This window comes from Pseudarthrobacter sp. HLT1-3 (assembly GCF_059383535.1).
In genome coordinates, this window is the sequence record NZ_JBWZCJ010000004.1 from 73,168 (window position 1) to 91,659 (window position 18,492).

At 61.8% G+C, this 18,492-nt stretch carries 14 protein-coding genes; 6 read left to right on the forward strand and 8 right to left on the reverse strand.

The genetic code is table 11. From position 1 onward, the window contains the following. Positions 1 to 3,990: 3,990 nt before the first annotated feature. From AC50X9_RS04995 to rpmH, 8 genes are all read right to left on the reverse strand, one after another. Positions 3,991 to 5,211 carry a ParB/RepB/Spo0J family partition protein gene (locus AC50X9_RS04995; protein ID WP_494890900.1) on the reverse strand — a complete coding sequence of 407 codons (1,221 nt, stop codon included), beginning with the start codon at positions 5,209 to 5,211 and terminating at the stop codon, positions 3,991 to 3,993. A 68-nt stretch (positions 5,212 to 5,279) separates the two neighbouring features. Then, the gene (locus AC50X9_RS05000; protein WP_494890901.1) at positions 5,280 to 6,347 is read right to left on the reverse strand and encodes a ParA family protein; all 1,068 of its coding nucleotides are present in this window, start codon (positions 6,345 to 6,347) and stop codon (positions 5,280 to 5,282) included. Between the two features lie 54 nt (positions 6,348 to 6,401). Continuing rightward, positions 6,402 to 7,085: a 16S rRNA (guanine(527)-N(7))-methyltransferase RsmG gene (gene rsmG, locus AC50X9_RS05005; RefSeq protein ID WP_494890903.1), complete on the reverse strand. Its 684-nt coding sequence runs from the start codon at positions 7,083 to 7,085 to the stop codon at positions 6,402 to 6,404. A gap of 17 nt (positions 7,086 to 7,102) precedes the next feature. After that, positions 7,103 to 7,726, reverse strand: a complete 624-nt coding sequence (locus AC50X9_RS05010) for a Jag family protein (RefSeq protein WP_494890905.1) — start codon at positions 7,724 to 7,726, stop codon at positions 7,103 to 7,105. Beyond that, positions 7,726 to 8,697 carry a membrane protein insertase YidC gene (yidC, locus tag AC50X9_RS05015; RefSeq protein ID WP_494890907.1) on the reverse strand — a complete coding sequence of 324 codons (972 nt, stop codon included), beginning with the start codon at positions 8,695 to 8,697 and terminating at the stop codon, positions 7,726 to 7,728. Before yidC ends, AC50X9_RS05010 begins: the two co-directional genes overlap by 1 nt. 16 nt (positions 8,698 to 8,713) lie before the next feature. Continuing rightward, positions 8,714 to 9,109 (reverse strand): membrane protein insertion efficiency factor YidD, encoded by a 396-nt coding sequence (gene yidD, locus AC50X9_RS05020; protein ID WP_494890909.1) that lies wholly within the window; start codon positions 9,107 to 9,109, stop codon positions 8,714 to 8,716. Beyond that, positions 9,102 to 9,512: a ribonuclease P protein component gene (gene rnpA, locus AC50X9_RS05025; RefSeq protein ID WP_494890911.1), complete on the reverse strand. Its 411-nt coding sequence runs from the start codon at positions 9,510 to 9,512 to the stop codon at positions 9,102 to 9,104. Before rnpA ends, yidD begins: the two co-directional genes overlap by 8 nt. 41 nt (positions 9,513 to 9,553) lie before the next feature. Next, complete coding sequence (rpmH, locus tag AC50X9_RS05030; RefSeq protein WP_062008104.1) at positions 9,554 to 9,691, reverse strand: 50S ribosomal protein L34; 138 nt, start codon at positions 9,689 to 9,691, stop codon at positions 9,554 to 9,556. 462 nt (positions 9,692 to 10,153) lie between these two features. Between rpmH and dnaA the strand changes: the two genes are divergently transcribed. From dnaA to gyrB, 6 genes are all read left to right on the forward strand, one after another. After that, positions 10,154 to 11,575, forward strand: a complete 1,422-nt coding sequence (gene dnaA / locus AC50X9_RS05035) for a chromosomal replication initiator protein DnaA (protein ID WP_494890913.1) — start codon at positions 10,154 to 10,156, stop codon at positions 11,573 to 11,575. Positions 11,576 to 12,095: 520 nt separating this feature from the next. Next, positions 12,096 to 13,220, forward strand: a complete 1,125-nt coding sequence (gene dnaN, locus AC50X9_RS05040; RefSeq protein WP_494890915.1) for a DNA polymerase III subunit beta — start codon at positions 12,096 to 12,098, stop codon at positions 13,218 to 13,220. A 99-nt stretch (positions 13,221 to 13,319) separates the two neighbouring features. Next, positions 13,320 to 14,204 (forward strand): phosphogluconate dehydrogenase (NAD(+)-dependent, decarboxylating), encoded by an 885-nt coding sequence (gnd, locus tag AC50X9_RS05045; protein WP_494890917.1) that lies wholly within the window; start codon positions 13,320 to 13,322, stop codon positions 14,202 to 14,204. A gap of 26 nt (positions 14,205 to 14,230) precedes the next feature. After that, on the forward strand, positions 14,231 to 15,415 hold the full coding sequence (gene recF / locus AC50X9_RS05050) for a DNA replication/repair protein RecF (protein ID WP_494890919.1): 1,185 nt from the start codon (positions 14,231 to 14,233) through the stop codon (positions 15,413 to 15,415). Beyond that, positions 15,412 to 15,975: a DciA family protein gene (locus AC50X9_RS05055; protein WP_494890921.1), complete on the forward strand. Its 564-nt coding sequence runs from the start codon at positions 15,412 to 15,414 to the stop codon at positions 15,973 to 15,975. Before recF ends, AC50X9_RS05055 begins: the two co-directional genes overlap by 4 nt. Before the next feature lie 407 nt (positions 15,976 to 16,382). Beyond that, complete coding sequence (gene gyrB, locus AC50X9_RS05060) at positions 16,383 to 18,467, forward strand: DNA topoisomerase (ATP-hydrolyzing) subunit B (protein WP_494890923.1); 2,085 nt, start codon at positions 16,383 to 16,385, stop codon at positions 18,465 to 18,467. Positions 18,468 to 18,492: the final 25 nt, after the last annotated feature.

Below are 18,492 nucleotides of genomic sequence, written 5' to 3' on the forward strand. Positions count from 1 at the left end.
CACGGTGGAGTCGGCGGCGATCCTTTCGGGAAGGGTTTCGACCCAGCAGGCGGCGCCGGACTGGCTGACCATGAGTGTTGTCAGTCGGTGGTCACGGTTGGCCAGGACCGCGAAGAAGGTCGCTGGCGGCGATCGGGTCGATTCCCACGGTGAGCAAGTCACCGATACTGGGTAGGTCAACGTCGCTGAATTTGATGAGCAGTTTTTGGTGGCCGACCCAATCCCCGCGTGAGATGACAACGTCCAGCAAAGAAGCGGCAACGCCCGATGTGCCGCGATTCGAAAAGAAAAGCACCCAAACTGAGCACAGTCCCAACCACGGGAAGGCGGTACCAACTACGGGTACTACCAGTACCAAATCGGACTATCCGCCCGGGTCTACTGTCGTAAAGGTCGCCTTTCGGCCGCTTAGTCACAGCGTTTCACGTGAAACGGTCCGCCATCAACGCCTTCTCACGCGAAGTCACAATTTGCCCTTGTTCGAGCCGCGGCTACGGACCGGAAAGCTCACCTGATATTGGACTCTCAAATAGGCCTCATCAGTCAACAGTCTAACGACGAAGTGCTTGACGCGAGACACACACACCCGGACATATCGGATTCATCGCTCACCCACTTACAAAGCGTCGCCAATCAGCACCAACGTCCGTCAAGACCTGGTTTTCCGACTCTTACAGCACGGCCCGGCCGCATTTGCTCCCAGGCGGCGTACAAGCCAGCACCCTGGATGATTCACGTGAAACAGGGTATCCCCCCGGCAGGAGGCTGGTGGGGGACAGGTAAGCTCACTTCGCTGCCCCAGCGACCGGCTTCGCTGGAGTTGAGTGGGTTCCCGAAGGCGTATCGGAGGTGATTCCGAGACCCTAACAAATGGCCAGGCCCAATTCATTGTGACATCAGTAGGGGGAGGGCTTACATTGTCCAACCAAGTGCTCCTACTTAGTGGCATTCGAAGATCGGTACCAGTTCGGCCCAGGGCTGGCCTGACAGAGGGGGGCATCCCTAGACGGTTCCAGGCAGCGTCGAGAACCGCTTAGGCGCAGTGCCGATGGACGCAGGACGAAAGCAAACTAATCTGCAAGACAGTTATCTGGAAGACCCGATCCTCGACATCTGTTGAATGCGACCCGCGCGGTGATGAGCTGCAGAGGCTATGAGCAGCAGAGGTTATGAGCTGCAGGCCCGCGGGGGATCTTCAGCCAGACCTCGTAAACAGGGATCCTCGAGTTCGAAAGTTCAGATCCTGTCGTCGGCGCTGACGAAGTTCCACCGGCAAGAGCTTCGGCGCTCCTCAGGGGAGCCGCTGAGGAGCCTTCCGGTTCCTACCGCGCCCTGTCCTACGCTCGACAGCCACTAGACAGCAGACGAACAGTTTGGCTGTCGACCGATGACTGATGCGCAAACAGGGACGCATACTCATACACGGGAGGGTGGGCTTTATACCCACCCGAAGCGTGCCACAAACCCGCACCACGGGGCTGCGCCGCAGTAACCGTCGTACCCGGCGCAGGCAGCAATTTCCCCCACCTTCTTTCACGTCGGGTCCTCCGACTTCCGATTTCCACATGGTTCTCCACAGAGGTTATTCACATAGTTATCCACAGCTGATGCGACTGTTCTCACAGCACCGCTCAGCTTGACTCCAGCCCAGGCAGGCCCGGAGCCGCCGATCTGGCATTGCCCATACCCAGTCTTCGTAACAAGAAAATCGGGATGATCAGCTACCGCAGCGTGAGCAATTCGCAGGGGTGGCCGGGAAACCCGGCTAGTTCCGACCAAAAATTAACCTACAACAGGGGAGTTTTGGCTTTGTGAGCGCAGCTTCCGCATCAACCCTCATTCGAACGGAACATGTTTCACGTGAAACACGTCGCTGCCCAAATCCAACAAGGCGCAGTGACCTCCCCATCGTCACCTGAATATCCTCCAAGGTCAGTAGGACACAGGGGACAGACCCTCGACGTAATCCACAAAGTTATCCACAGCGATATCCACCGGGCTATCCACCGCTAGACACTGAGCCCCCCAGCGCCGTGGCCCGAGGCTGCAGCTTCTCCAGACCTCTCGGGGTGACCCCTGCCAACCACACTCCACGAAGTGGAGCTGTAAGGCCGCCGCGTTCAACGGACAGGATGTACATAGGTGCGCGTAGTGTCCGTCCATACTGTCGTCTCGTTGATCAATTCCGCGAGCCCAGCAGTAAGTCAAAAACCAGGTCGGGTGTGCCCAGTCCTTATCCGAGCTATCCCAGATGGCACCCTCCCATACTGCCCGGCCCGGCGCTTGGGGGCTGCAGGGGCCGGCACAAACAGGAAAATGATGGGAGCTCAACACCGTTGGGGACAGCCCCAGTGTGGAAGGCATACATACGAGCCAACATGCCTTCTCAGGCAAGCAGACACGGTCAGGAGATTCCTGCAGGCACCACATCCACAAATGGCGTTCTGCGGCCACTCCCACTGGCCATTACGTACGCTCGACCTTCCGGACCACAACCATTGCATCCGTGGTCATCACCCGGCACAGGGATGTGGACAATTGCGCCTGCCTACCCGGCCGGGAGATCTCGACACGGGGGCGCTCAGCGATCTCACCGCGATATTTGCAGCCGGAGCCGGCAGCATCCTTTACCAGAGCCTGAGGGGGGCTGGAGGATCCAACGCCCCTCTTTAGCGGCCATGTATCTCGACGCCGCTTAACGAGCCGGTACCGTCCTGCTGATAACCCTGGTTGGCCCCCACGGGACGCACAGCCACCTCCGTGACCCTTCCCAGGGGATCCACCAGCCNCCCGGCACGCCGTTGCCTGCCATTCACTCGCCCGTGGGTTCCGACCCCATGGCTCTGTCGCCTCCGAGCTGCCCAGTCACCTAGGGGACTCATGCTGCGCATCACCCAACTGCCGAACCGAATAGGAACGTCGAAACCCGCTCCGAATAGGGACGTCGGAACCCGCTGGCCGCCCACTGTGCCGCTGAACGGGTTTGGTTTTAGGCATGAAGGCATTGGCGTCTCCATAGGCGATCCCGGCGCGGTTATGCCGACGGGGGATTTGGCCAAAACTCCATTTCGCAAGTGCTGTTCAGCCCTGTTCTGATGCCCTGCAGAGACAAAGTGCGGGGACGGGAGCCAAGGATGACCTTGGGGCTCTCAAAGCGCGTCCTGCGCCCTGCGACGGCTCGTTTGCCTCCTGTCTACGGTCTGCTCCGACCGGGAGCCCCCTGTCACGGGGAACCAATGACAGGAGCCCAAGTGTTGTCCCGACGCTAAGATGTTTCACGTGAAACCGTGTGTCTGTCAGAGGCGGCGGTGACAGGGCTTCGACCACATCCGAGCGTCCTATCTGGCTATTTCTAAGGCAGGTGAGCTATTCGCTGCAGTTCGGCCCTTTAGGACCCCGAATTAGCTACCCAGAAGTCGAGGAGTCGAAGTGTCGAAGTGCTATCGGGCAAATCAAACCAAAACGCGCACAGGAACGCCTGCAGAAAATGTATTGTCCAGTCGCAGAACACATGTTTCACGTGAAACACAGTGCCTCACCTGTGTGTCCTGTGCCCTGCTGTGTCCTGCCACACCCTAGGCTGCGGTGCCTACAGATGCCCCGGGCTTGCCAGGATGAAGCATCAATATCCAGGCCGTGTGAGTCTGCGCACAAGAGAATAGCGAAATTCTGGACTGAACCAGGGGCGGCCGACGCCTGCCCCTCGAATTTCGCTCAGCCTGAAGCCGTAGGAGCCTTGATCCTGTGGAGGGCATCGCGTTCAGGCTGGTGTCGAGCTGATTCAAACGGCCTGCGAGCCCGCAATCGCTTTGGGTGGTCATGCCACGGCCCACTCTGGCCCCCCGCCCCAAAAGGCTCGTCAGTCCCGATCCACGCCCGCCAACCGAACGCGAGATGAACTCCAAATCTCCTGTCCGAAGCAAGGCTTCCCCCAACAAAGGAGGGGCCGGTTTCACGTGAAACCGGCCCCTCAAAGATGAACGTGTTGAATCAGCTGGCCGCCCCGGGCGTGAGGACGTCCATAATCCGGTTCAGGTCCTCGACACTTGCGAACTCGATGCTGACACGTCCCTTGCGTGCACCAAGCGATATCTTGACGTTGGTATCGAGCCGGTCAGAGAGCGAAGAAGCCAGATAATCAAGGCGTTCGTGTCGAGCGCCTGGGCGGGGAATATTGTTCTTGGGCGTGGAAGCAGGATTCTGATACAGCGTTACGGCTTCTTCGGTGGCACGAACTGACATGCCTTCTGCCACAATCTTCTGGGCCATGCGTTCCATGGCGGCGGCATCCGGTAGTGCGAGCAGGGCCCTTGCGTGGCCGGCAGAGATGACGCCGGCCGCGACGCGGCGCTGTACCAGCGGCGGGAGCTTGAGCAGCCGGAGTGTGTTCGACACCTGAGGACGTGAACGACCGATCTTGTCTGCGAGCTGTTCGTGGGTGGTGCCGAAGTCCTCCAGCAGTTGCTGGTAGGCAGCTGCCTCTTCAAGCGGGTTCAGCTGACTCCGGTGAAGGTTCTCCAAGAGGGCATCCCGAAGCAGGTCATCATCCGTAGTGTCACGGACTATCGCGGGGATGGTTTCCAGGCCTGCAGCCTGTACTGCCCGCCACCGCCGCTCGCCCATGACGAGCTCGTACGGTTCGCCACCTTCTTCGGTTGAAGTTCGCACAACAATTGGCTGCAGGACGCCGATTTCGCGAACCGAATGCACCAGCTCGGCCATGTCGTCCTCATCGAAGATCGACCGTGGCTGTTTTCGGTTGGGGTGGATGTCTGTCACCGGGATTTCCGCAAAACGGACACCGGGCACTTCTACTAGTTCCACTCCCGAATTGTTGTCTTCTCGAACAGTTGGATCCTGCTCTGCGGTCTGCTTCGGCGAACCTGGATCCGCCGCGGCAGGCTGACTCGCACCCTTGGCGGCGGCAGGCTTACGCGCAGGTGCCTTCCGGTCCGCGGCAGTCGCCTTCGTTTCCGCAGCGGGGGAGGCCGCCGTCGGGGAAGTCGACTGCGATGCCGAGGTCACTTCCGCGCCGGACAGCGGATCGGTCTCTTCCGGGACCGCGACCCCGGTGGTGGGCGTACGCTTTCGGGACTCGGGAAAGAACAGATCCACGGGACGGGACGGCGCTGATCCGTTGCCGGCAGGCGCGGCGGAACTTGGAATGAGTGCCCCAAGTCCACGGCCGAGGCCGCGTCGCTTATCGCTCATGGATAAATCCCTCCATTGGAAGAGCCGCGCATCACCGGACTCTAGCTAGTGCAATTCTTGAAAAGATTCTAACGTTCCGCGATTTCGGCTGCGGCCTCAAGGTAGGACAGGGCGCCGCTGGAAGAGGGATCGTAAGTCATCACGGTCTGCTGGTAGCTGGGGGCTTCGGAAATACGCACCGAACGGGGAACAACAGCGCCGAGGACCTGCTCGGGGAAGTGCTCTCGAACCTCGGCGGCCACCTGGGCAGCCAGATTGGTACGGCCGTCGTACATGGTCAGGAGGATGGTGGAGACGACCAGATCGGCGTTCAAGTGCTTCTGGATCATTTCGATGTTCTTGAGCAATTGGCTCAGTCCCTCGAGCGCGTAGTACTCGCACTGGATCGGAATAAGCACCTCGTTGGCCGCGCAGAAGGCGTTGACAGTCAGTAATCCGAGGCTGGGCGGGCAATCGATGAAGATATAATCCAGCCGTTCCTCACCGTTCTTTGCCCGCTGTTTGGCGTACACATCAATGGCACGGCGGAGGCGCTGCTCTCGGGCAACCAGGCTGACGAGTTCGATCTCCGCACCGGCGAGGTGGATGGTAGCCGGCGCGCAGATCAGATTGGCGATATCCGGGCACAGCGCCACGACATCCTGCAACGGGAAGTCGTTGATGAGCACGTCATAGATACTGTCAACGTCTGCGTGGTGCTCGACTCCAAGGGCCGTGGAGGCATTTCCCTGCGGATCGATATCGATGACCAGGACCTTCAGTCCCGCGGCGGCCAGGGCGGCCGCGATGTTGACGGTGGTCGTCGTCTTCCCGACTCCGCCTTTTTGGTTCGAGACAGTGAAGATTCGAGTCTTCTCCGGCTTGGGAAGTTCGCGGCCCAGAAGACGATCGCGGCGCCTGTTCTCACGGGCCAGTTCCCGGGCGATGGGACTGGAGTCATCGATCGAGTCCAGGACGTTCGGGCCGGCATCAACTGATGTTTCACGTGAAACGTTCATCATTCCGGTTGTCTTCGCAACCGCAGCCGGATGTTTTGCGGGGATATCGCGACCGACGGGAGGCACACTGAAGGCCCGTGCTGACCCCAGGGACACAAACGGGGGAATCCGCTGTGTGGAGGCTTCGCTACTGGTCACTGTGACACACTCACTCTCGTTCGGCTTCTAGCTGCCGGTTACTAGCCTAACCGCTTAGCCTTGGCGTCCGCGGGCACCGGGCTGATGCTTGGCAATCTTTTGAGGCTTATTCACAACGATTCGGACAACGGTCGTCGGTTCTTCGAGCAGCCCCTCACCCACCAGGACCACGGACGTCTCGGTGCCGCCCAGCTTCCGGATTTTCTTGGCGGCCTTTTCGATTTCCTCGCCGGCGCTGCGACCCTTGATGGCCACAACTTCACCCTTGCCTGCCAGCAACGGAATGGTCAGTCCGGCAAGATTCGACAGTGCCGACACGGCCCGCGCCGTGACGACGTCGGCGTCGACCATACCAACGGCAAGCTCCGCCCGGGTGCGCATTACTGTGACGTTGTCCAGGCCGAGGTCATCCACAACCTCCTGGAGCCAGATGACGCGGCGTTCGAGTGGTTCGATCAGAGTCAGCTCCAGATCGGGACGGGCAATCGCCAGGCAAAGGCCTGGGAGGCCGGCGCCGCTGCCGACGTCGGCCACGTGGCTTCCTTCGGCGATCTGGCTCTCGATCACGGCGCAGTTGAGCACGTGCCTGCTCCACAGGCGCGGAACTTCACGGGGGCCGATCAGGCCGCGCTCCGTCCCGGAGGTGGCCAGGTGCTCCACATAGCGTTTGGCCAGGTCCAGGCGGTCGCCAAAGATCGTCTGGGCTGCCTGCAGTTCGGCGGCGGTTATCTCAACCATCAAGCGGTCCGCAGGCTTCAGTCTGCGGAAACGACGATATGGCGGTCAGCGCCTTCGCCTTCGGACTCGCTGATGAGACCAAGGTCAGCAACGGCGTCGTGCACAATCTTCCGCTCGTACGCGCTCATCGGAGCCAGCGCCACCGCTTCACCGGACAGCTTGACGGCGTCGACGGCGTCCTCGGCGAGCTTCTGCAGCTCGCCGGCACGCTCTGACCGGTAGCCGTTAATATCCAGCACCAGCCGGGAGCGGTTTTCCGTGGCGGACAGCACCGCAAGGCGGGTCAGTTCCTGGAGCGCTTCGAGGACTTCGCCGTCCTTCCCCACCAGGTTCTCCAGACCGGCCGCTTCTTCCTCGGCGACGATCGAAATGTAGGTGCGGCCGTTGCGGACTTCAATGTCAATATCGCCGTCGATGTCAGCGATGTCCAGCAGCTCTTCGAGGTAATCCGCTGCGACGTCCCCCTCTTCCTCGAGACGGCTGGCAGAGGTGCCCTTATCCTCAGCGTCCCCAGCGCCGTCCGCACCTGCGTCGGCGCCCTCTTCAGTGTCCTGTTCGGCGTCCTGGACTGCACTCAGGGCGTCGTCCTGCTCGTCGATGGCTTCAGCGGAAATAGCCTGTTCGGTGCTCTCGGCGGACATTACTTCCTCTTCCTGTTCTTACGTTGTGGCTGGACGCGCTGGCTCTTGGCCACCAGTGCGGCAGCGGCGGCAGCTTCGGCTGCTTCGGCTTCGGCTTTCTTGGCGCCCGTGAGGGGCAGGGCCGGCAGGCCCTTGGCGGCACGGCGCTCGGCCAGGGCCTTGGCGGCAGGGGATCCCGGCGTCGGCATGCGGCGGATCACGAAGAACTGCTGCGCCATAGTCCAGAGGTTGGTGGTGGTCCAGTAGATCAGGACGCCGATGGGGAAGTTGATGCCACCCACGCCGAAGACGATCGGCAGGACGTAAAGCATCATCTTCTGCTGCTTCATGAACGGGCTGGCCATGGCCTCTTCGGACATGTTCTTGGCCATGATCTGCTTTTGCGTGATGAACTGCGAAGCCGTCATCGCAAGGATCATCAGGATGGAGAGGACGACGACCGCCACATTGGTTGCTCCGCCATGCAACAGGGCGGCAGACAGTGGAGCACCGAAGATGCTTGACTCATCAAACTGCACCACCTGCTCGTGGCTCATGGCTCCGATGCCCTTGCCCTGTGTCTTGGCTGACGTGATGCCGGACAGGACTGTAAAGAGGGCGAAGAAGAACGGCATCTGGATCAGCATGGGCAGGCAGGCCGAGAACGGGTTGGTGCCGTGCTTCTTGTACATGGCCATCTGTTCCTGGGCCATGGCCTGGCGGGACAGCTGGTCGGTCTTGCCCTTGTACTTGTCCTGCAGCTTCTTCAAATCCGGCTGCAGCAGCTGCATGCCGCGCTGCGCCTTGATCTGCTTGACGAAGACGGGAATCAGGGCGGCCCGGATCACCAGCACCAGCCCGATGATGGACAGGGTCCACGTCCAGCCGTTGGCCGCTGGCATGCCGATAGCGCTCAGGCCATCGTGGAAGACCACCATGATGGCGGACACAAGCCACTTGAACGGAAACATGATTGTTTCAAAGAAATCCATACGATATCCCTATTCGTCAGGCCGCGGAGCGGCCTTCTCCATCAGTCTGAGCAGCCAGGTACTTGTCCGGGTTATTCAGGACAACAATTGTGGGGGTGCGGTCTGTGGGCCACTCGCATTTACCGGCGGGGACATGGTCCACACCACCGGCATTCCAGGGATGGCAGCGCAACAGGCGTCTAACCGCCAGCCAGCTTCCTTTCACCGCGCCGTGAACGGTGACCGCCTCGAGGGCATAGGCAGAGCAGCTGGGAAAGAACCGGCAAACCTGGCCGTACAGGGGGGAGATCACCTTGCGGTACGCCAAAAGCAGCAGAATGAGGATATTGCGGGGCAAGTTCCAGACTGCCCGGCCCAGCCATGCTGCCGCGGATTTTGCAGGAGGGACGACGGCGGCAGTTGAGTTACGCACGCGGGGTCCCTTCCTGTGTTGTCCCGTTAGAAACTGAAGAAGCAGCCTTCGGAAGGCGGCTGCCCAGTCGTTTCATGTTGCTTTCCAAGGCGGCGTCATAATCCGTGCGCAGCTGGTCCCAGCTGGCACCGGCCGCGGCGGGCAGGGCCCGGACCACGATCGCAAACCCGCTGCCGTATTTCTGCAACGACATGGCACCGACTTCTCTCAGTCTCCTCTTAACGAGGTTCCTGACAACTGCGTTCCCGACACTCTTGGAAACGATGAATCCGATCCGGCTTGGTTCATCGGCAGCGAGGGCTGCCGTATATAACACTACGTTCCGGCGTCCATTGCGGACACCGGAACGTACGGTTGTTGAAAAATCGGTTGGTGTCCTCAGACGGTTGCGGGTGGCTAGCACCTTTACACTCGCACAGGGATGTGGACCGACGAGTCAGTTATTTAGGCCGACAGCTCGATGCGACCCTTGCCACGACGGGCTGCCAGGATGGCACGGCCGGCACGGGTACGCATACGAAGGCGGAAGCCGTGCTTCTTGGCTCGACGGCGGTTATTCGGCTGAAAAGTCCGCTTGCTCACGTTAGTTACTCCAGTGGGATCAAAGGTGCGCCCACCCGATCAAGGGGAAGAACTGGTCGACGCGAAGTTTTGTATGTGCCGCTTCCCTCGACTCGCACAACGCGGAACGTCGGGAGAGATTCAAATGAGGCAAAAAGCGTACACATGGGACTTCACAACATTAGAGGTTGCTGCCCTCCCGGGTCAAACCGGGGGTCGCCTCACAACCTTTCCCCAGCTGTGGCTAACTGCCTCCACAGCCTGTGGATGAAGCGCGTCACAGGCCCCGCTGGAAACGACAACGGTGTAATTATCCACAGGAGAGAACCCAGCTATCTTCTAGGCTTTTCATCCCATACAGTGGCTCAGTAGCCCATTATCCACGGACTGTGCATAACCCTGTGGATTAACCGGCGTCCAGCTCGCTGGATCCAACCGTGCGGCTGCCGGTAATGAAGGCACGCAAGTTTGAGGAACTGATTGATGACAGTAGACGAAGCCAACCAAGCCAACACTGTCGGAAGTTCCTGGCGGCGGGTCGTGAGCCTGCTGGAGAACGACCACCGTGTTTCACCCCGGCAGCGCGGCTTCGTCATCCTCGCCCAGGCGCAGGGCCTCATCGGTTCCACCCTCCTGGTTGCGGTACCGAATGAGCTCACCCGCGAAGTGCTGCAGACGCAGGTGAAAGAAGCCCTCGACGACGCCCTGCGGAACGTCTTCTCCGACGAAATCCGCTGCGCGATCGACGTCGACACCGACCTGGTGCCGCTCCACACGGAACCCGAACCCGCCGTCGAGCTGTCCCTGGTGGCCGATGCTTCGGTGGAACTGAAACCGCAGCCAATGCTGCCCAGCACGTCACACGAATTTGGCCGCCTCAATCCGAAGTATGTCTTCGACACCTTCGTGATCGGTTCCTCGAACCGCTTCGCCCATGCCGCCGCCGTCGCGGTGGCCGAAGCGCCGGCCAAGGCCTACAACCCGCTCTTTATCTACGGCGATTCCGGACTGGGCAAGACCCACCTGCTCCACGCAATCGGCCACTACGCCCGCCGGCTCTACAGCGGGATCCGGGTCCGCTACGTGAACTCCGAGGAATTCACCAACGACTTCATCAACTCCATCCGCGATGACGAAGGCACCAGCTTCAAGACCACCTACCGCAACGTGGACGTCCTCCTGATCGATGACATTCAGTTCCTGGCCGGCAAGGACCGGACGCTGGAGGAGTTCTTCCACACGTTCAACGCGCTGCACAACAACAACAAGCAAGTGGTCATCACCTCCGATCAGCCGCCCAAGCTGCTCGCCGGTTTTGAGGACCGGATGAAGTCCCGGTTCGAGTGGGGCCTGCTGACGGACATCCAGCCGCCCGAACTCGAGACCCGGATCGCGATCCTCCGGAAGAAGGCTCTCAGCGAGGGTCTTTCCGCCCCGGACGATGCACTGGAATACATCGCCTCGAAGATCTCCAGCAACATCCGGGAACTCGAAGGTGCCCTGATCCGCGTAACCGCCTTTGCCAGCCTCAACCGCCAGCCTGTCGACGTTGCCCTGGCCGAGATGGTCCTCAAGGACCTCATCACTGATGACGGCGCCCAGGAAATCACCTCCGCGCAGATCCTCACGCAGACGGCCGACTACTTCAAGCTCAGCATGGAAGAGCTCTGCAGCAAGTCACGGACCCGGACCCTGGTGACCGCCCGGCAGATCGCAATGTACCTGTGCCGCGAACTGACGGACATGTCCCTCCCCAAGATCGGACAGGAGCTCGGCGGCCGCGACCACACCACCGTCATCCACGCGGACCGCAAGATCCGCGAGCTGATGGCCGAGCGCCGGGTCATCTACAACCAGGTGACCGAACTGACCAACCGGATCAAGCAGCAACAGCGCAATTCCTGAGCTGCCCAACCCGGCACTCCTAACCTTATTAACAGGCACCTGTGGACAAGCCTGTGGATAGTTAAGGGGACAACCACCGTTAATGGGCTTAAAACCCTTAAGGCGCCTGTGGATCAGCGATGGGGACAAAAATGTTATCCCCATCCACACCCTGTTTAAAACCTGCTCCACCCACAATCCATGAACAGGGCTGAACCGCGGAACCGCGCCGCCAAACGAGGTTATCCACAGTATCCACAGCAGTTATTAACACTACTAATCCCTAGAAAATGAAATTCCCTCAAATAACAACTTCGTTCCGGCCCCCACACCGGCCCAGGCCCGTTCCGGACCCCGGCCGGGCACGGCACCGGCAGGGGCCGTCCCGAACCACACGGATGTAAGCCGGGGATGGGAGAATCACACTTCTTGCGGCTAAGCTGTCTGCAGTGTGTCCGTCTGGACATCTTTTGGAATTCCCTGCCGGGCCGGTGGCCCGGCCACCAGCGATGACAGCAGCAATGAAAGGCGGCACCCTTCCGTGAAGTTCAGAGTCGAACGGGACGTCCTGGCAGAAGCCGTCACCTGGACCGCCCGGTCGTTGTCTCCGCGGCCGCCAGTACCCGTACTTTCCGGCCTTCTCCTCAAGGCTGAAGCCGGTACGGTCAGCCTCTCGAGCTTCGACTACGAGACGTCCGCCCGCCTCGAAATCCCCGCTGACATCACCACCGAAGGCACAATTCTGGTGTCCGGACGGCTGCTTGCCGACATTTGCCGCAGCCTGCCGTCCGCTCCCGTCGAGATCGAAACCGACGGCCACAAGGTCACCCTGAGCTGCCGGCGAAGCAGCTTCCACCTGGCCACGATGCCGGAAGCGGAGTATCCACCGCTGCCGGCGCTGCCCACCATCAGCGGAACCGTCCCCGGCGATGCGTTCGCCCAGGCCGTCTCGCAAGTCATTATCGCCGCGAGCAAGGACGACACCCTGCCGATCCTCACCGGTGTGCGGATGGAGATCGAGGACGACCTGATCACCCTGCTGGCCACCGACCGCTACCGTCTGGCGATGCGTGAAGTCCCGTGGAAGCCGGTCACTCCCGGCATTTCCACCAGCGCGCTGGTCAAGGCCAAGACGCTGAACGAAGTGGCCAAAACCCTCGGCGGCAGCGGCGACATCAACATTGCCCTCGCCGACGATGACAGCCGCCTCATCGGATTCGAAAGCGGTGGTCGCACCACAACGTCGCTGCTGGTCGATGGCGACTACCCGAAGATCCGCTCGCTCTTCCCTGAGTCCACACCGATCCACGCGACCGTCCAGACCTCGGAACTCGTTGAGGCGGTGCGCCGCGTCTCGCTCGTGGCCGAACGCAACACCCCCGTCCGGCTTGCCTTCACCCAGGGCCAGCTGCACCTCGACGCCGGCACCGGCGAAGACGCCCAGGCCTCGGAAGAGCTCGAAGCCCTGCTCACCGGCGAGGACATCACCGTGGCCTTCAACCCGCACTACCTGATCGAGGGTCTGAGCGTTATCGAGTCCAAGTTTGTGCGCTTCTCCTTCACCAGTGCGCCCAAGCCGGCCATGATCACGGCACAAAACGACGCCGACGGCGAGGATCAGGGCGACTACCGTTACCTCGTCATGCCGGTCCGGCTGCCCAACTAGCCGAACAGCCGCTGCCGGGCGGAAGACTCCCAAGGCACGCACCGTCGGCCAGACCGCCGCCGCCACCTGAAAAACCCATCGCAGAAGAGAGTTCATACCGTGCACATCGGACTGATCGGGCTTGGAAAAATGGGTTTCAACATGCGCGAACGGCTGCGCAAGGGTGGCATCGAGGTCACCGGTTTTGACCGGAACCCGGACATCACCGACGTCGCCAGTGTTGACGAACTCATCGCCGCCGTGCCCGCACCGCGCCTGCTCTGGGTGATGGTCCCCTCCGGCGAGATCACCGACGCCGTGATCACCGAACTCGGCACCAAGCTCGACGCCGGCGACCTCGTGATCGACGGCGGCAACTCCCGCTACACGGAGGACCAGAAACACGGTGCCCTGCTGGCGGAAAAGGACATCCGTTTCGCGGACTGCGGTGTGTCCGGCGGTGTCTGGGGTCTCCAGAACGGCTACGGCCTGATGGCCGGCGGGGACGCCGCCGATATTGAACGGGCGATGCCGGTCTTCGATGCGCTTCGTCCCGAGGGCGAACGTGCGGACAGCTTTGTCCACGTCGGCGGGATCGGCGCGGGCCACTACGCCAAGATGGTTCACAACGGCATCGAATACGGACTCATGCAGGCCTACGCCGAAGGCTATGAACTCCTGGCCGCCAAGGACATCGTTACCGACCTGCCCGGCACTTTCCGGGCCTGGCAAAAAGGGACCGTCGTGCGGTCCTGGCTGCTGGACCTCATGGTCAAGGCCCTCGAGGAGGATCCCGGCCTGGTATCCATCGACGACTATGTCGAGGACTCCGGTGAAGGCCGCTGGACCGTGGAAGAGGCCATCGCCAATGCGGTGCCCGCCCCGGCCATCACGGCGGCGCTTTTTGCCCGCTTCTCCTCCCGCGAGGACAACTCTCCGGCGATGAGGATGGTTTCCGCCCTGCGCCACCAGTTCGGCGGACATGCGACCCGCCCGTCCAAATAGCCCTGCCCTGAAATCCTGAACCCGGCGTGTACCTCGAAAAACTTTCGCTCACGGATTTCCGCAGCTACGCCCAGGTGGACCTGAGCTTCGAGCCAGGCATCACGGTGCTGGTCGGCTCCAACGGCATCGGTAAAACAAATCTGATGGAAGCGATCGGATACCTGGCCACCCTCAGCTCCCACCGGGTCAGTTCGGATGTGCCGCTGCTCCGGTTCGGCACCGAACAGGCTTTGATCCGCGCGAAACTGGTCCGCGGCGAGCAGTCCACCGTGCTGGAACTGGAAATCAACGGCTCCCGCGCCAACCGTGCCCGGATCAACCGCAGCAATCCACTCCGGGCCCGGGACATTCTGGGCATCTGCCAGACCGTTCTGTTCGCCCCGGAGGACCTGGCCCTGGTCAAAGGTGATCCGTCCAGCCGGCGCCGCTTCCTGGATGAGCTCCTGGTGAGCCTCATCCCGCGGCACGCGGCCACCCGCAGCGACTATGACCGGGTGCTGAAACAGCGCAACGCTTTGTTGAAATCCGGGCGCGCCGGAAAATTCACCAGCGGCCATGAGGCAACCCTGGATGTCTGGGACCAGCACATGGCCCGGGCCGGTGCCGAACTGCTGCACGCGCGGCTGGAACTGCTGGAGCGGCTCCGCCCCCACCTGAGAAATGCCTACGCGCAACTCACCGACGGGTCCAAGGACGCGGGAGCCATCTACCGCTCCACGCTGCAGGGTGCTGTGGACGACGACGGCGGCCCGGAAACCACCGGGCCGGATGAGGACCTGCGCCTGCTGTCCGTCGACGAACTCACCGAACGCTACGTGCGGGCATTCGCATCGTCACGGCGCAGGGAACTCGAACGAGGGATCTCCCTTGTCGGGCCGCACCGGGACGAGCTCGAACTGGTCCTGGGGACCGCCCCCGCCAAAGGCTATGCCTCGCACGGAGAGACCTGGTCCATGTGCCTGTCCCTGCGGCTGGCCTCGTACTACGTCATGCTCGATGACGCCCGCACCGGCGGATCCGCCCCCATCCTGATCCTGGACGATGTTTTTGCCGAACTGGATGTCCAGCGGCGGCGTAAACTGGCGGCAATAGTATCCAGCGCCGAGCAGGTGCTCGTGACCGCCGCCGTCGAGGACGATATCCCTGCGGAACTGGCAGGGCGGCGGGTGAAGGTGGTCCCGGGAGGAATCGATGAGCGGGCAGATCGATGAATAAGGATACCGACGGCGGCCTGCAGCCAGGCCGCGATCCGGACGACATCGACGCTGCCCAGTCGGCCCTCAACAGGATGCGGGACGCCGCCGCCTCCCGAGGTGAAATCCGGCGCAAGGCCCCGCCGCGGCCCGGCAGCACCCCGCAAAAATCAGGCCGCAGTTCCGGTGCCACCCGAGGTTTCGGACAATTCCACGGCACAGGCCGGGACCCAATGGGGCTTGGCAAGGTTGTGGGGCGGCTCGTTGCGGAGCGCGGCTGGAGTTCCCCCGTAGCGGTCGGCTCGGTGATGGCCGAGTGGGCAACACTCGTCGGTCCGGAGATTTCCGCCCACTGCACACCGGAAAGTTTCACTGACACCACCCTTCACGTCCGCTGTGACTCCACCGCCTGGGCCACACAGCTGCGCCTGCTCAGCCTGAGCCTGCTGGAGAAATTCCGCACTGAACTCGGCGATGGCGTCGTGACCAAGATCCAGGTGCTGGGACCTGCGGCCCCGAGCTGGCGGAAGGGCGGCCGCACCGTCAACGGCCGCGGTCCGAGGGACACCTACGGGTAGCTCCCGCCCCTCCCGGCCCACCGGATCTGAAGCAGTCCTTGCAAAACTCTTGAAAAATGCACAAACGGCGTGTAGGCCGCTCAGGCGCCCCGGAGTCGTATAGGAACCCCATCCCCGCACTCCTCGGGCCTTGCAGGCGGAGCCGGTGGCCTCCCAGCGGCACATTCCTCCCCGTTTGGCCCCCTGGAATGCGGGTTCCGGTCCTATAACACGCTAGAATCGTGATAGATAACTGGGCGCCGGTGAAACGTTGACTGAGTCCGTTTCCGACGCAATATCCGCGTGCGGTAAACGGATCATCCAGCGGTCATCCGGTGCGACCAGTGACGTGCCCGCTGGCAGTAGCTGGTTCCTCCGGGAAGCAGCGACGGCCGGCCATTATTGAAAAAGAGGAGTCGAAAGCGCCTGTGGCTAACGACAATGCAGTGATCCCGGCAGTGGAACCAGCATCGGGCAAGGCGGCGGACACCCCGTCGGGGACCGCAACCACCCACGGCTACGGCGCCAGCGACATCACGGTGCTCGAAGGCCTGGAAGCAGTCCGGAAACGTCCCGGCATGTACATCGGCTCCACAGGGCCGCGCGGTTTGCACCACCTGGTCTATGAAGTCGTGGATAACTCGGTCGACGAGGCACTGGCCGGATACTGCACCCACATCGAAATCGTTCTGCAGGCCGACGGCGGGGTCAAGGTGGTCGACGACGGCCGCGGCATCCCGGTCGACATGCACCCGACGGAGCACAAACCCACCGTTGAAGTCGTAATGACCATCCTCCACGCCGGCGGCAAATTCGGCGGCGGCGGCTACGCCGTGTCCGGCGGTCTGCACGGCGTGGGCATCTCCGTGGTCAACGCGCTGTCAAGTCGCGTCGACACCGAAATCCGCCGGCAGGGCCACGTCTGGAAAATGTCCTTCGCAGATGGCGGCAAGCCGCAGGGAGGCCTGATCCAGGGTGAAGAGACTTCCGGAACCGGCACCACCCAGACGTTCTACCCGGATGCCAGCATCTTCGAATCCACGCATTTCGATTTCGAAACGCTCCGCGCCCGCTTCCAGCAGATGGCCTTCCTTAACAAGGGGCTGAAAATCACCCTGACCGATGAGCGCCGCGCCACGGAGGAACCCTCCGACGATGAGGACCTTGACCTCGACGTTGTCCCCACGGAAGGTGAAGTTCCGGCCGAGTTCCACACCGTGGTGTACCAGTACAACGACGGCCTGCTGGACTACGTGAAGCACCTCAACTCCGGCAAGAAGGTCGACGTGGTCCACGAGGACGTCATCGCCTTCGAAACCGAGGACACCGAACGCCACATCGCCCTGGAAATGGCGATGCAGTGGACCAACGCGTATTCCGAGAGCGTCCACACCTACGCCAACACGATCAACACCCACGAAGGCGGCACCCACGAAGAGGGCTTCCGCGCCGCGATGACCTCGCTAATCAACCGCTATGCGCGCGAGAAGAGCATCATCAAGGAAAAGGATGACAACCTGACCGGCGACGACATCCGCGAAGGACTGACCGCCGTCATTTCGGTCAAACTGGCCGAACCGCAATTCGAAGGCCAGACCAAAACCAAGCTCGGCAACTCCGAGGTCAAGGGTTTTGTGCAGCGCGTTGTCACCGACGGGCTCGGCGACTGGCTGGAACGGAACCCCGGCCCGGCCCGCGATGTCATCCGCAAGGCCATCTCCGCGGCGCAGGCCCGGATGGCAGCGCGCAAGGCCCGCGACAACGCGCGCCGCAAGAGCCCGCTGGAATCCTTCGGCATGCCCGGCAAGCTCTCCGACTGCTCCTCGAAGAACCCGGAGAAGTGCGAGGTCTACATCGTGGAGGGCGACTCCGCCGGCGGGTCCGCCAAGCGCGGCCGCAACCCGGAAACCCAGGCGATCCTTCCGCTGCGAGGCAAGATCCTGAACGTGGAGCGCGCCCGGCTGGACAAAGCCCTGGGCAACGCGGAAGTCCAGTCCATGATCACCGCCTTCGGCACCGGAATCGGCGAGGACTTTGACCTGAGCAAGCTCCGTTACCACAAGATCGTCCTGATGGCGGATGCCGACGTCGACGGCCAGCACATCACTACGCTGCTGATGACCCTGCTGTTCCGCTACATGCGGCCGCTGATCGAGAACGGCTACGTCTATCTCGCGCAGCCGCCTCTCTACCGGATCAAATGGTCCAATGCCCCACACGACTACGTCTACAGCGACCGGGAACGGGATGCCCGGCTGCTCTCCGGCCAGGCCGCGGGCCGCCGCATCCCCAAGGACAACGGCATCCAGCGCTACAAGGGCCTCGGCGAAATGGACTACACCGAGCTGTGGGACACCACCATGGACCCCGACCACCGCACCCTGCTGCAGGTCACCATGGACGACGCCCTGGCCGCGGACCAGACCTTTTCCACCCTGATGGGCGAAGACGTCGAATCCCGCCGAAACTTCATTCAGCAGAACGCCAAGGACGTCCGGTTCCTCGATATCTAGAGGTTTTGGAACCCTGAATATTCCC